This window comes from Sphingomonas sp. GW821-FHT12D09 (assembly GCF_058807215.1).
Genome location: NZ_JBXAQL010000001.1, coordinates 2084971 through 2097672 on the forward strand (window position 1 = coordinate 2084971; position 12702 = coordinate 2097672).

At 66.6% G+C, this 12702-nt stretch carries 15 protein-coding genes; 8 read left to right on the forward strand and 7 right to left on the reverse strand.

Going from position 1 to position 12702, the window contains the following annotated elements; translation table 11 throughout:
• Positions 1-22: 22 nt before the first annotated feature.
• Genes AC1RPL_RS09510 through AC1RPL_RS09520 form a run of 3 tightly spaced genes read right to left on the reverse strand, consistent with a single transcriptional unit; the run spans position 23 to position 845 of the window.
• The gene (locus AC1RPL_RS09510) at positions 23-283 is read right to left on the reverse strand and encodes a hypothetical protein (protein WP_493068999.1); all 261 of its coding nucleotides are present in this window, start codon (positions 281-283) and stop codon (positions 23-25) included.
• Positions 280-501 (reverse strand): hypothetical protein, encoded by a 222-nt coding sequence (locus AC1RPL_RS09515; RefSeq protein WP_493069000.1) that lies wholly within the window; start codon positions 499-501, stop codon positions 280-282. The genes AC1RPL_RS09510 and AC1RPL_RS09515 overlap by 4 nt, the downstream gene beginning before the upstream one ends.
• Entirely contained in the window at positions 498-845 is a 348-nt protein-coding gene (locus AC1RPL_RS09520; protein ID WP_493069001.1) for a hypothetical protein, read from the reverse strand. The genes AC1RPL_RS09515 and AC1RPL_RS09520 overlap by 4 nt, the downstream gene beginning before the upstream one ends.
• Positions 846-946: 101 nt before the next feature.
• Here AC1RPL_RS09520 and AC1RPL_RS09525 point away from each other — a divergent pair, with 101 nt between their 5' ends.
• On the forward strand, positions 947-1210 hold the full coding sequence (locus AC1RPL_RS09525; RefSeq protein ID WP_493069002.1) for a DUF2171 domain-containing protein: 264 nt from the start codon (positions 947-949) through the stop codon (positions 1208-1210).
• Between the two features lie 74 nt (positions 1211-1284).
• Here AC1RPL_RS09525 and AC1RPL_RS09530 read toward each other — a convergent pair whose 3' ends face one another.
• Positions 1285-1569 (reverse strand): endonuclease domain-containing protein, encoded by a 285-nt coding sequence (locus AC1RPL_RS09530; RefSeq protein ID WP_493069003.1) that lies wholly within the window; start codon positions 1567-1569, stop codon positions 1285-1287.
• A 202-nt stretch (positions 1570-1771) separates the two neighbouring features.
• The gene (locus AC1RPL_RS09535; protein WP_493069004.1) at positions 1772-3703 is read right to left on the reverse strand and encodes a ribonucleoside-diphosphate reductase subunit alpha; all 1932 of its coding nucleotides are present in this window, start codon (positions 3701-3703) and stop codon (positions 1772-1774) included.
• A gap of 643 nt (positions 3704-4346) precedes the next feature.
• Here AC1RPL_RS09535 and AC1RPL_RS09540 point away from each other — a divergent pair.
• The 4 genes from AC1RPL_RS09540 to AC1RPL_RS09555 are packed head-to-tail and all read left to right on the forward strand — an operon-like array spanning position 4347 to position 9222.
• Positions 4347-6023 (forward strand): MFS transporter, encoded by a 1677-nt coding sequence (locus AC1RPL_RS09540; protein WP_493069005.1) that lies wholly within the window; start codon positions 4347-4349, stop codon positions 6021-6023.
• On the forward strand, positions 6016-7167 hold the full coding sequence (locus AC1RPL_RS09545) for an HlyD family secretion protein (protein WP_493069006.1): 1152 nt from the start codon (positions 6016-6018) through the stop codon (positions 7165-7167). The genes AC1RPL_RS09540 and AC1RPL_RS09545 overlap by 8 nt, the downstream gene beginning before the upstream one ends.
• Complete coding sequence (locus AC1RPL_RS09550; protein WP_493069007.1) at positions 7167-7517, forward strand: DUF3147 family protein; 351 nt, start codon at positions 7167-7169, stop codon at positions 7515-7517. Before AC1RPL_RS09545 ends, AC1RPL_RS09550 begins: the two co-directional genes overlap by 1 nt.
• Positions 7518-7575: 58 nt before the next feature.
• Positions 7576-9222 carry an amidase gene (locus tag AC1RPL_RS09555; protein ID WP_493069008.1) on the forward strand — a complete coding sequence of 549 codons (1647 nt, stop codon included), beginning with the start codon at positions 7576-7578 and terminating at the stop codon, positions 9220-9222.
• Here the strand turns inward: AC1RPL_RS09555 and AC1RPL_RS09560 are convergent.
• Together AC1RPL_RS09560 and AC1RPL_RS09565 are read right to left on the reverse strand one after the other, a co-directional pair.
• Positions 9219-9614 (reverse strand): DUF4345 domain-containing protein, encoded by a 396-nt coding sequence (locus AC1RPL_RS09560; protein WP_493069009.1) that lies wholly within the window; start codon positions 9612-9614, stop codon positions 9219-9221. The two genes, AC1RPL_RS09555 and AC1RPL_RS09560, sit on opposite strands and share 4 nt — an antisense overlap.
• A complete protein-coding gene (locus AC1RPL_RS09565; RefSeq protein ID WP_493069010.1) occupies positions 9611-10072 on the reverse strand; it encodes a DUF2721 domain-containing protein in 462 nt (153 codons plus the stop codon). Before AC1RPL_RS09565 ends, AC1RPL_RS09560 begins: the two co-directional genes overlap by 4 nt.
• Positions 10073-10115: 43 nt before the next feature.
• Between AC1RPL_RS09565 and AC1RPL_RS09570 the strand changes: the two genes are divergently transcribed.
• From AC1RPL_RS09570 to AC1RPL_RS09580, 3 genes are all read left to right on the forward strand, one after another.
• Complete coding sequence (locus AC1RPL_RS09570; protein ID WP_493069113.1) at positions 10116-10475, forward strand: SpoIIAA family protein; 360 nt, start codon at positions 10116-10118, stop codon at positions 10473-10475.
• Between the two features lie 170 nt (positions 10476-10645).
• On the forward strand, positions 10646-11827 hold the full coding sequence (locus tag AC1RPL_RS09575) for a GNAT family N-acetyltransferase (RefSeq protein WP_493069011.1): 1182 nt from the start codon (positions 10646-10648) through the stop codon (positions 11825-11827).
• 103 nt (positions 11828-11930) lie between these two features.
• Positions 11931-12626 carry a Crp/Fnr family transcriptional regulator gene (locus AC1RPL_RS09580; protein WP_493069012.1) on the forward strand — a complete coding sequence of 232 codons (696 nt, stop codon included), beginning with the start codon at positions 11931-11933 and terminating at the stop codon, positions 12624-12626.
• Positions 12627-12702: the final 76 nt, after the last annotated feature.

Genomic DNA, 12702 nt, shown 5'->3' on the forward strand with positions numbered 1-12702 from the left:
TGGGGTTACTCCGTGACGAACTTTAGAAAGTGATGGGGGTGATGCCGTCGACCGGGCCGAACAGGCCGAAGGTCAAGGCAGCGACGAAGAGCCACATCGCCGGGGCGGCGATGAACATGGTGCGGGCGAAACGGCGTACGGCGGCGGGATCGGCGCCGCCGGGCAGCGACGGGGCACCGATGCCCTGCTCGGCCGCATCCGCCCTGCGCAGGAACCAGAGCGCGATGGCGAGGTCGCCCAGGACGATCAGCGTGACGATGCCGAGGAACGACGCGCCGCTCATGCCGCCCCTCCCGCAGCCACGAACACGGCCGCGAAGCCGCCCAGGAAGAGGCCGAGCGCAAGCAGCATCATGCCGGCGATGCGCAGGGCATAAATGGTCGCCTCAGCCTCGGGCAGGCGCAGCAGGGCACGCGTAGCCGCGGGCTTCACCAAGGTGGCGAGGCCCGCGGCGCCCGCCGCTCCGGCAATGCCGGCCATCAAGGCAAGGCTGCGCGTCATTCGTGGTCGATCACGCGCTCGCGGCCGTCGCGGCGAACGACTCGGTCGCGATAGACCACCTTGGTGACCTTGGAACCGCGATTGGCGCCGACGCCGAACACGCAGATGCCGAGGAAATAGCCGAAATCATACCAGCCGCCATTATTGGGCACGGCATAGACCGCGACGTCCGGCACGATCAGCGACAGGAACCAGGCGACCGGGAAGATGAAGCCGTGCCACAGCCCGAGCAGGAAGCCGGGCGCGGCGGGCTGGACGGTGCTCGGCAGCTGCTGGGCGCAGGCGGCGAGGGCCAGGAAGGCGCCGAGCGCCAGAGTGCGGGCGAGAGCGCGAAGCTGCTTCATGCGATCCCTCTTTCGGGTGAGTGACAGAGTGCGCGCGCCGCTGCATCGTTTCGGCGCCGCGCGCGTTGTGCGTGCGAACCATTTCCCAAAGGAGACCCCCGATGACCGACGCGACTGCAATCAAGGAACATATGGAAGTGATCGGCGCCGACGGCGTGCATGTCGGCACCGTCGACCATGTCGAGGGCGACCGCATCAAGCTGACCAAGAAGGACTCGGGCGCCGAAGTCGAGGAAGGCACCGGCAGCCATGCCGGGCATCACCACTTCATCTCGCTCGGCCTGGTCGCCGAAGTCGAGGGCGACAAGGTGCGCCTGTCGGCCAATGCCGACGTGGCGGTGCAGATCTTCGAGGAAGAAGCCTGAAGCATACCACTCTCCCTCTCCCCTTGTGGGAGAGGGAGGGAGCCGCGTAGCGGCGGAAGGGTAAGGGGGACGCATCACGCGACCCCCCCCCGCAGGTCGAAGGGCAGATTCCGGGCGATCTCGGCAACGACGCCTTCGATATTCGTCATCACATCGTTGTTCCAGAAACGCAGCACCTGATAGCCTTCAGCATTCAGGAAACGCGTCCGCACCGCATCGCGATCACGGCGCTCGGCATGCGTGGCGTCATCCACCTCGACGATCAGCTTCGCCGCATGCGAGCAGAAATCGGCATGATAGGGGCCAAACGGCGCTTGATGCCGGAAACCCGCATCCGGTAGCCCGCGACGAAATGCCACCTTGAGAGCTAGCTCGACAGGGCCAGCATTCCGACGCAATTCCCGCGAGCGAGATACCGTTGTAGCGGGAAGCAGCTGGCGCTTGGTCAGGCCCGCAGCATTCCCCCTCACCCTTCCCACGCGCTTCGCGCGCGGGCCCCTTCCCTCTCCCACAAGGGGAGAGGGAGATTGGGCATCGGCCGGGCGTCCTAGCTCCGCCACCTCACTGGCACGCCAGGCATTCGTCATAGTCCGTCGATTCGCCCAGGTTGAACTGCGGCTTGTCGATCGTGTTGTCAGCCTCGACGCCGCCCGCGAAGCCGGCGCGCTGCACCGACTTGGAGCGGAGATAGTAGAGCGACTTGATGCCGAGCTCCCAGGCGCGGAAGTGGAGCATCAGCAGGTCCCACTTCTCGACGTCGGCCGGGATGAACAGGTTCAGCGACTGGGCCTGGTCGATATAGGGCGTGCGGTCGCCCGCGAGCTCGAGCAGCCAGCGCTGGTCGATCTCGAAGCTCGTCTTGTAGACGTCCTTCTCTTCCGGCGAGAGGAAGTCGAGGTGCTGGACCGAGCCGCCCTGCTCGAGGATCGTGTTCCACACCGCATCCGAGTTCTTGCTCTTCTCGCTGAGCAGCTTCTCCAGATACGGGTTCTTGACCGAGAAGCTGCCCGACAGCGTCTTGTGCGTGTAGATGTTGGCCGGGATCGGCTCGATGCACGCCGAAGTGCCGCCGCAGATGATCGAGATGGAAGCGGTCGGCGCGATCGCCATCTTGCAGCTGAAACGCTCCATCACGCCCATGTCGGCCGCATCCGGGCACGGCCCGCGCTCGACGGCGAGCTGCATCGAAGCTTCATCGACCTGCGTCTTGATGTGCTTGAACATCCGCAGGTTCCAGCTCTTCGCCATCGCGCCTTCGAACGGGATGTTGCGCGCCTGGAGGAAGCTGTGGAAGCCCATCACGCCGAGACCGACCGAACGCTCGCGGCTGGCCGAGTAGGCGGCGCGCTCCATGCCCGGCTCGTGGCGGTCGATAAAGTCCTGCAGGACGTTGTCGAGGAAGCGCATCACGTCCTCGATCAGCGTCTTCTCGCCCTTCCACTCGTCCCAGGTCTCCAGGTTGAGCGACGACAGGCAGCACACAGCGGTACGCTCGGCGCCGAGGTGATCCTTGCCCGTCGGGAGCGTAATCTCGGAGCAGAGGTTCGACGTCGAGACCTTGAGGCCCAGATCGCGGTGATGCTTGGGCATGTTCGAGTTCACGTGATCGGCGAACACGATGTACGGCTCGCCGGTGGCGAGACGAGTCTCGACCAGCTTCTGGAACAGTGCGCGGGCATCGACGCGGGCGCGCTCGGACTGGTCCTTGGGCGAGCGCAGGATCCATTCCTCGCCGCCCCGCACCGCTTCCATGAACGCGTCGGGGATGAGCACGCCGTGGTGGAGGTTGAGCGCCTTGCGGTTGAAGTCGCCCGAGGGCTTGCGGATCTCGAGGAACTCCTCGATCTCGGGGTGCGAGATGTCGAGATAGCAGGCGGCCGAACCACGGCGCAGCGAGCCCTGCGAGATGGCGAGCGTCAGGCTGTCCATCACGCGGACGAATGGGATGATGCCGCTGGTCTTGCCGTTGAGGCCGACCGGCTCGCCGATGCCACGGACATTGCCCCAATAGGTGCCGATGCCGCCGCCGCGCGAGGCGAGCCAGACATTCTCGTTCCAGGTATCGACGATGCCGTTCAGGCTATCGGGCACCGAATTGAGGAAGCAGGAGATCGGCAGGCCGCGGCCGGTGCCGCCGTTCGACAGAACGGGGGTGGCGGGCATGAACCACAGCTTCGAGATGTAATCATAGATGCGCTGGGCGTGCGGCTGGTCGTCGGCATAGGCCGAGGCGACGCGCACGAACAGGTCCTGGAACGACTCGCCGGGCAGCAGATAGCGGTCGCGCAGCGTCTCCTTGCCGAACTCGGTGAGCAGCGCGTCGCGCGAATGATCGACCTCGACATCATATGCCTGGGGCGTGACGGACTTGCTGTCGTTCTTCTTGCGTGCCTTGGGCGCAGCCTTCTCGGCGACATCGGGGCCAGCCTTGACGGCGGCGGGGGCTTCGGTGACGGTATCGTTCACGCTGTTTTCCGTGTCCCTGAATTCCATGACTCTCACCCCTGACAAAGCTTACTGGCCGGCCCCACAAGGGCGGCTTGAATTTCGACTCAAGGGGCTGCCGACCTTTAGCATCGGCATGGCCGTGCGCGAAGAACAAAACATGTCCATCGCACTCGGCCTCAGGCACGAATCGACCTGTTCCGCATATGGGTATGCGGCGGCGAGTCCACCAGTGCTTGAGCTTGCCCCTCAGTGCAACCACTACAGATTGTGCCAAACCGAGTCCGGGCACAAGAGTGGAAATGGTTAATATCCACAACGCTTCGTCGCTAAAATGACTCGCTTCACAGCAGCTGCGCAAGTGTTGCGATGCCGCGACGCGCGGACTTTCCTAGGGTTCTCGAAAGGCAAGGGAACGAACGCGGAACATTAATTTTTTTCGTGTTACGGACTCAAGTCGACCACAAGCAGTTGTGGTTGGTGTTTGCGACCCACCGTATGGTGTGGGTTTGTCGAAGGGGCGTGTCGCGAGCGAATCTGCGACTGTGGCTTGCGCCATGCGCCCACTCGAATGGGCAGTTGCACTTCGCGCAACCGAGCGTTGCCGATTGCGCGATATTCAATCAAGGTTCCGCAGGTCTACAGGCACCCCTTTGGCGGATCGATCTGCCGCAAGCGGAATTATGTCGGGATGGCAACGAACGGGGCAGTGACGGACGAGCGGGCGGCATGGCAGCCGGCCCCGCACGAACGCTCGCCGATGCCCGGGTCGCCACCCACCCCCTGGCATCCCCCTGCCCGCCGCGCCGCCTATTTCTGCGTGGCGGTGCTGGTGCTGCTTTCGGGCTCCCTGGGCAACGCGATCGTCACTGCGAACCTGACCAGCCTGCAGGGATCGCTGGGGCTCTATTCGGCCGAGATCCAGTGGCTGCCGACCGTCTATGTGATGACCAATGTCTGCGCCAACTTGGTGCTGATCAAGTTCCGCCAGCAATTCGGCATAAGGCTGTTCACCCAGATCTTCCTTGCCGCCTTCGCGCTGACCACGGCGGGGCATCTGGTCGCGCACAGCTTCGCCACCGCAGTGGCGGTGCGCGCGCTGAGCGGGATCGCGGCGGCGGCGTGCAGCACCGTCGGCCTGCTCTACATGATCCAGGCCTGGACGCCCGAGCACCGGCTGAAGGGGCTGGTCGTGGCGATCTCGCTGTCGCAGATCGCCGTTCCGCTCGCCCGGCTGTTCCCCAGCGAAGCGTTCGAGCCCGATCGCTGGCAGACCATGTATTTGTTCGAACTGGGCCTGGCGCTGTTCTGCCTGGCCGGCGTGCGCCTGCTCGTGCTGCCGCCGGTCGAGCGGCTGAAGGCGTTCGAGCCGCTCGATTTCGTCACCTTCCCGATCTTCGCCACCGGCATGGCCTTGCTCTGCGCAGTGCTGGGGCTGGGGCGGACGCTCTGGTGGTTCGAGGCGCCGTGGATCGCGCCGGCGCTGATCGGGGCGATCGTGCTGCTGCCGATCGCCTGGCTGATCGAGCATCACCGCGCGCGGCCCTTGCTCAACACGCGCTGGCTGGGGAGCCGCGACATATTGCGCTTCGCCGGAGTCTCGATCCTGGTGCGCGTGGTGCTTTCCGAGCAGACGATCGGCGCATCGGGGCTGCTCAGCGTGGTCGGCATGGGCAACGACCAGATGCGCATGCTCTATCTGGTGGTGCTGCTGGCGACGCTGGCGGGCATCGCGATCGGCGCGCTGACCATCGATCCCAATTTCCTGGGCGGGCCGATCCTGATCGCATTGGCGCTGATCTGCGTCGGCGCGCTGCTCGATTCGGATTCGACCAACCTCATCCGCCCGCACGACATGTATTTCAGTCAGGCGCTGCTCGGCTTCGCCAGCGCGCTGTTCATCGGCCCGGCGATGCTGATCGGGCTGACGCGTGCCTTGAGAGAAGGTCCGACGCACTTCGTCAGCTTCTCGGCACTGTTCGGCATCACCCAGAACCTGGGCGGGCTGTTCGGATCGGCGATGCTCGGCACTTTCCAGGTGATCCGCGAGCGCGCGCACAGCAGCGCGATCGTGTCGCAGCTGATGAGCGGCGATCCGCTGGTGGCGCAGCGGCTCCAGCAGAATGCCGGCGCCTATGGCCGCGTGCTGATCGACCCGAGCCTGCGCCAGGCCGAAGGTGCTGCGATCCTTTCGCAGACGGTGACGCGGGAGGCGAACATCCTGGCCTATAACGATACGTTCCTGCTGATCGCGGCGATCGCGGCGGGAACGCTCCTGTGGGCCTTCATCCCGATCATGCGGATCCGGCGCGCGAACCTCGCGCGCGCGGCCGCCGAGCAACAAGCAGCAGGAGCGAATAATGGCTGAGCCGGAAGCGCCGGTGACCGAGGCGGCGCCGGAGACCCAGGCGGTCGCGGCGCGTAGCGAAGGCGGCGATCCGCCGCCCATGCCCGAAGTGACCGCGCGGCGCTGGGTGCCGCCCAGGCTCTCCTGGGTCGCGATCCTGCTCGCCGCGCTGCTGATCGTGGCCGGCGTGACCGCGGTGCTGATGGCGTGGCGGGTCTGGCCGTTCGCCGGCACCGTCCAGTCGACCGAGAATGCCTATGTCCGCGGGCAGGTGACGATCATCAGCCCGCAGGTGAGCGGCTATCTGACGACCGTGCCCGTGCAGGACTTTGCCGGCGTCAAGGCCGGCGACGTGCTCGCGACGATCGACGACCGCATCTATCGCCAGCATGTCGACCAGGCCAAGGCGAACCTGGCGAGCGCCCAGGCGGCGCTCGCCAACAATCCCCAGCAGGCGGCGTCGAAGACCGCGACCCTGGGCTCGCAACAGGCGGCGGTCGGATCGGCCCAGGCACAGCTCGCCAAGGCACAGGCCGATTTCGCGCGGATCGATTCGCTGGCGCAGCAAGGCTTCGTGACACGGCGTGACCGCGACGCGGCGCTCGCCACGCTGCGCACCGCGCAGGCGGCAGTGGCGCAGGCCCAGGCATCGCGGACCATCGCCACCGAGGATATCCAGACCGTGCGGGTCAACAAGGGCGGGCTGGTCGCGTCGGTGGATGCGGCCAGGGCGGCGCTGCGGCTCGCCGAGATCGACCTGGCCAACACGGTGATCCGCGCGCCGGTCGCCGGGCAATTGGGCGAAGTCGGCGGGCGGCAGGGGCAATATGTCACCGCCGGCACGCAGCTGATGGCGCTGGTCCCGCAGACGCTCTGGGTGACCGCGAACTTCAAGGAAGCGCAGACCGCGAAGATCCGGCCGGGCCAGAAGGCGAGCTTCAAGGTCGATGCGCTGGGCGGGATCAAGCTCACCGGCGTGGTCGAGCAGCTCTCGCCGGCGGCGGGATCGGAATTCGCAGTGATCCGCAGCGACAACGCCACGGGCAATTTCGTCAAGATCCCGCAACGGATCGCCGTGCGGATCCGGATCGATCCGGACCAGGACGCGGCGGCGCGGCTGCGGCCGGGCATGTCGGTCGAGGCGAGCGTCGCAGTGGGGAACTGATGCTCTATCTTGCGATCAAGGCGGCGCTTTCGGGGGTGATCATCGCGATCGTATCCGAGCTGGCCAAGCGCTATCCCGGCTTCGGCGCGCTGGTCGCCTCGCTGCCGCTGGTCTCGGTGCTCGGCATGATCTGGCTGTGGCGCGACAAGCCAGACACGGCGAACATGGCGGCGCATGCCGAGGCGACCTTCTGGTACGTGCTGCCCTCGCTGCCGATGTTCCTCGTCATCCCCGCGCTGTTGCGCGCCGGCATCGGCTTCTGGGCCGCTTTGCTGCTCGGCTGCGCGCTGACGATCGCGCTTTACCTTTTGATGGCCTGGACCGCGCCGCGCTTCGGCTTGCGGCTCTAGGCACGTACGCTAGGCTGGCCACGTAACGGGATTCGGGGGACGGCGCATGCGGACGGGAATGACGGCTCTGGCGGTCGCACTGGCTTGGACATCGCCCGCATGGGCGCAGGCGGCGGCGACCGCGCCGACGATCACCCCTGCCCCGCTGCCCGCGGACGCAGTGGTGGTCAGCACGGACGATACGCCGGCCAACCTGGTCACGGAGAAGTCCATCGACGATCTCCAGGCAATGCTCGCCGCCGGCCGGGTCGAGGCGTGGAAGCTCGCCGATCTCTATGTGGAGCGGATCGGCAAGATCGACCGCGACGGCCCGACCCTGCGCGCGGTGATCGTCACCGCCCCGGCCAAGGACTTGCGTGCCGATGGGCGCGACAGCGATGCGCGGCGCAAGGCGGGCAAGACGCTGGGCCCGCTGGACGGCATCCCGGTGCTGATCAAGGACAATATCGAGACGCAGAACATGCCCACCACCGCGGGCAGCCTGGCGCTAACCAACAACGATACCGGCCGCGACGCGCCCCTGGTCGCACGGCTGCGGGCGCAGGGCGCGATCATCCTGGGGAAGACCAACCTCAGCGAATGGGCGAACATCCGCTCGAACCACTCGATGAGCGGGTGGAGCGCTATCGGCGGCCTGGTCAGGAATCCCTATGCGCTCGATCGCTCGGCCTGCGGCTCGTCCAGCGGCTCCGGCGCGGCGGTGGCGGCCAGCCTGGCGGCGGTGGCGGTGGGTACCGAGACCGATGGCTCGGTGGTGTGCCCGGCATCGATGAACGGGCTGGTGGGCCTGAAGCCGACGCTCGGGATGGTCAGCCGTACCGGGGTGGTGCCGATTAGCCACAGCCAGGACACGCCGGGCCCGATGGCGCGCTCGGTCAAGGACGCGGCGATCCTGTTCGGCGCGATGGTCGGTAGCGACCCCGCCGATCCTGCCACCAGGGACGCGGACAAGCACAGGAAGGACTTCGCCGCCGGGCTGAGCCCCGATGCGCTCAAGGGCATGCGGGTCGGCTATTGGAAGCCCGAGATGGCGGCCGATCTCGCCGCGCGCTTCGACAAGGCGCTCGAGGAGCTGGCCGCGGCGGGCGCGGTTCTGGTCGAAGTGAAGGTCCCCGAGCTCAAGGGGCTGGGCGAGGCCGAGAGCCTGGTGCTCTACACCGAGCTGAAGGCCGACATGGCGACCTATCTCGCCACCACCCCGGCCAGCGTGGGCCCCAAGACGCTCGCCGACCTGATCGCGTTCAACGACGCACACAAGGATTCGGAGATGCACTTCTTCGGGCAGGAGACCTTCCTCAAGGCCGAGAAGACCAAGGGCCTCGACGATCCCGACTACAAGGCGGCGCGCGAGAAGTCGGCGCGGATGGCCGGCCCCGAGGGGATCGACGCGATGCTGAAGGCGGCGGACGCCCAGATCCTCGTCACCCCGACCTATGGCACGCCCTGGCTAAGCGATCCGGCGCATGGCGACCAGTTCACCGGCCCCTCGGCAAGCGAGCTGCCGGCGGTGTCGGGCTATCCGCACCTCACCGTACCGATGGGACTGGTCAACGGGCTGCCGGCCGGGCTGTCGTTCATCGGCACGGCCTGGTCCGACGGGCTGCTGCTCAAGGCGGGCTATGCCTATGAGCAGGCGACGCATGCCCGGGTCGTGCCGCAGTACCTGCCGACGATCCCGGCCGACCTGGGGCCGCGCACGCCCTAGCCGAACCGCCGCGCGATCCGCGCCTGCCAGAGCAGAATGAGTGGAACGACGCCCAGTTCGATACCCAGCGCGGTACAGTGCTGCCAGCTAGGCGCACCGGCGACGATCAGCGAGAGCAGGCGCGCGAGCCCGCCGGTGATCGGCAGCACCGCGACCAGCCGCAGCCGCGCACCCTTGCGCTCGATACCTGGCAGGCAGCTGGCGAACAGCGCGACCATCGCCAGCAGCAGTCCGGAGAGATACCGGAAATGGCTGTCGAGCGTGACGCCGGTGGCGGTGCGGTCGAAGCCTTCGGGGCCGTGCAGAACACCGTCCAGGCTGCCGATCAGCGGCACCAGCAGCACGACGACCATCGCCCCCTGGAGCAACCGCTTCTCCGCGGCAGGGCTCAAGGCTTCTCGCCGAGCTCAAGCAGTTCCTGGCGGACATGGATCGCCTCGAGCGACATGCGCACCTCGACGAGGAAATAGATCAGCCCGGCCATCAGCAGCATCATCGAGACGATGAACGCACCCGCCACCCACAGCCCGACATGGAGATTCGCCAGCCGCGCGACGAACATCAGCGCGACGACGCAGCAGATCGCCAAGCCGCTCGATGTACACAGGAAGATCGCATTGTTGATCACGGAGATGCGGCGATCGATGATGCGCAGCTCCCAGACATGCCGGTCATGCTCGGGGCCGGTCGAGCGCGGGTGGAGCTGTTCGATCGAGCGCGCCCGATCGACGATTCGCGCCAGCCGCCCGACGATCACGTTGAGAAACGCGCCGATGCCGGCGAGCAGGAACACCGGGGCAATCGCCGCCTGGATGGTTTCCGAGACCGTGGAGAGATAGGGACCTTCCATCCGTTGACCTTATGCCGGGTGCGAAACGAGGAGTGAAGTGCGTATGATGACGTTCGAGACCGATACGCAGGCGGGCGTGGTCGAGTTCCTGGTCGATGGCGGCGTGACGCGCGCAGAATATGATTCAGGCGTCGCCGCGATGGACGCCGTGATCGCCGACAAGGGCACGCTTTCCGCGCTGGCGGTGATCCGCAATTTCTCCGGCATGGAGCTGGGCGCCTGGTGGAAGGATATCAGCTGGGGCGTCACCCATGTGAACAAGGTGCGCCGTGCCGCGGTGGTGACCGACAGCGGATGGATCGAGACTGCGACCAAGGCGGGCAGCATGATGGTCTCCGCCGATGTGAAGCTGTTCAAGCCCGATCAGCTGGACGAAGCACGCGCCTGGGTGCGCGGCGCGTAAATTCGTCATGCTGAACTTGTTTCAGCATCCAACGCGCGGCGGGCGACATGGCTAGATGGGATGGGCTTCGCCCGGCCCGACCTTGGACCCTGAAACCAGTCAGGGTGACGAAAAGGAAGGCGTTGCCACCATCACGGGTTGGTAACGGGTGCCGCGCTAAGACCACGCCCATGTCGAAGCCGATGCTGCTCGAGGAATTCACGCGCCTGCCGCCGGTGCTCACCGTCGATTGCGTCGACGGCCTGTCCGGCGCGATCGACGCGGTAGCGGCGAAGGCCGCGCCCTCGCACCGTTTCCTGCGTTATGGCTGGTTCGCCGCGGCGCTCAAGGCCTATGGCGGCCATGCCCGCACGTTGACCGTGGCCCGCGAAGGTGAGGCCGTCGCCGCGCTGCCGATCGTCTCGACCGGCCCGGTTTGGGCGAAACTGGCCTCGGTGCCCGGCTGCTACTGGCCTTTCCGCAGCTTCCCCGTGCGCGAGGATGCCGGCGTCGAGGCAGTGGAAGCATTGCTTCCCAAGCTCGCCCGGGAGGCGCGCGCGCTGCGGCTGGGGCCGGTCTATGACGGCGATCCGGGCCTGGAGCTGCTCAAGGAAGCCGCCCAGGCCAAGGGCTGGGCCGTGCTCGACCGGTTCGTCGCGGACAGTTTCCTGCTCGATATCGGCGCGCGGCATACCGAAGGGCCGTGGCCGCGCAATTCCACGCTCAAGAAGAACCGCTTCCATGAGAAGCATCTCGGTTCGCACGGCGAACTCGACTGGAGTTTCGTGCACGGTGCCGCGTGGAACGACGCCGCCTTCGATGCGCTCGCCGAAATCGAGGAAAAGAGCTGGATCGCGGCGAAGACCGACGGCTCCGATGCCAAGTTCACCGCGCGCGGCCATGGCGGCTTCTGGCGCGCCGCGGCCGAGGATCCGATCATCGCGGGAATGATGTGGACCGCGCTGCTACGCATCGACGGCGCGCCCGCCGCCTTTTCGTTCGACATGAATGCCGGCGCGCTGAAATATGCGATCGCTAACAGCTATGACCCGCGTGTCGCCAAGCATTCGCCGGGCAAGCTGCTCTATTATCGCAATCTGGTCCGCGCGATCGAGGACGGCATCGCGACCGTCGACTGGGGTGCCGGCGACAGTGGCTATAAGCAGGTGATCGGCGCCGAGAAGGGACCGGCGATCCGCGACTGGCTGTTCATCCGGCCGGGGATCGACGCGCTGGCAGGCAAGCTGCTGCGCGGTGCCTGGAAGCGCACCGGCCGGGCCGAGGCCGCCTCAGATGCGGCGGAAGCGAACGGCGTCCTCGGCGCTGCAAAAGCTGACGACGGCGATGAAAAGCGTACCGGCGGCGAAGACTAGGTCGAGGAACATCGGATCACTCCTGATTGGGTGTGACCTTCCGCTGCGCCCTGGGACAATCCGTCGCTTTGACGATCATCAAAGCTCCGCGGTATAAAGCCGCATGCTGGCTGCCCATACCTGCTCCGACTGCGCCGTGCGCGACCGGGCGCTCTGCGCCAGCCTCGCGGATGCCGAGCTGAACGCGCTCAACGCGCTCGGCCAGAAGCGCAAGCTCGAACGCGGGCAGACGCTGCAATGGGCGGGCGAGGAAAGCCTGGTCTGCGCCAATTTGCTCTCCGGCGTGCTCAAGCTCAGCGCCACCACCCCCGATGGCCGCGAGCAGGTGGTGGGCTTGCTCTACCCCGCCGATTTCGTCGGCCGCCCCTGGGCCGAGCTCGCCGATTTCACCGTGACCGCATTGGGCGATGCCGAGCTCTGCGTCTTCCCGCGCCAGCCCTTCGAGCGCGTGCTCGAGGATCATGCCCGGATGGAGCGGCTGCTGCTGCAACGGACCCTGGCCGCGCTGGACGAGGCGCGGGCGCGGATGCTCACACTGGCCCGGATGTCGGCACGCGAGAAGCTGGCCGGGCTGCTGATCGACCTGGCCGACCGCGCCCAGGGCTGCCGCGCGACGGCGTTCGGGCCGGTGACCTTCGACTTGCCGCTGACTCGCGGCGAGATGGCCGAAGTGCTCGGGCTGACGATCGAGACGGTGAGCCGCCAGCTGACCAAATTGAAGGCCGAGGGCGCGATCAACCTGATGGGCGCGCGCGGGATCACGATCCGAGACCGGGCGAAGCTGGAAGCGGTCGCCTGACTTTTCATAATTCGTCATCCCCGCCTTCGCGGGGATGACGGAATTGAGGTGGAACCCTTAAGCGCCCACCGCGTCC

Coding starts and splice junctions, on each gene's coding strand:
- AC1RPL_RS09510 (WP_493068999.1), bottom strand. CDS start 283: ATGAGCGGCGCGTCGTTCCTCGGCATCGTCACGCTGATCGTCCTGGGC.
- AC1RPL_RS09580 (WP_493069012.1), top strand. CDS start 11,931: ATGCTGGCTGCCCATACCTGCTCCGACTGCGCCGTGCGCGACCGGGCG.
- AC1RPL_RS09515 (WP_493069000.1), bottom strand. CDS start 501: ATGACGCGCAGCCTTGCCTTGATGGCCGGCATTGCCGGAGCGGCGGGC.
- AC1RPL_RS09550 (WP_493069007.1), top strand. CDS start 7,167: ATGCTCTATCTTGCGATCAAGGCGGCGCTTTCGGGGGTGATCATCGCG.
- AC1RPL_RS09575 (WP_493069011.1), top strand. CDS start 10,646: ATGTCGAAGCCGATGCTGCTCGAGGAATTCACGCGCCTGCCGCCGGTG.
- AC1RPL_RS09555 (WP_493069008.1), top strand. CDS start 7,576: ATGACGGCTCTGGCGGTCGCACTGGCTTGGACATCGCCCGCATGGGCG.
- AC1RPL_RS09535 (WP_493069004.1), bottom strand. CDS start 3,703: ATGGAATTCAGGGACACGGAAAACAGCGTGAACGATACCGTCACCGAA.
- AC1RPL_RS09565 (WP_493069010.1), bottom strand. CDS start 10,072: ATGGAAGGTCCCTATCTCTCCACGGTCTCGGAAACCATCCAGGCGGCG.
- AC1RPL_RS09545 (WP_493069006.1), top strand. CDS start 6,016: ATGGCTGAGCCGGAAGCGCCGGTGACCGAGGCGGCGCCGGAGACCCAG.
- AC1RPL_RS09520 (WP_493069001.1), bottom strand. CDS start 845: ATGAAGCAGCTTCGCGCTCTCGCCCGCACTCTGGCGCTCGGCGCCTTC.
- AC1RPL_RS09570 (WP_493069113.1), top strand. CDS start 10,116: ATGATGACGTTCGAGACCGATACGCAGGCGGGCGTGGTCGAGTTCCTG.
- AC1RPL_RS09525 (WP_493069002.1), top strand. CDS start 947: ATGACCGACGCGACTGCAATCAAGGAACATATGGAAGTGATCGGCGCC.
- AC1RPL_RS09540 (WP_493069005.1), top strand. CDS start 4,347: ATGGCAACGAACGGGGCAGTGACGGACGAGCGGGCGGCATGGCAGCCG.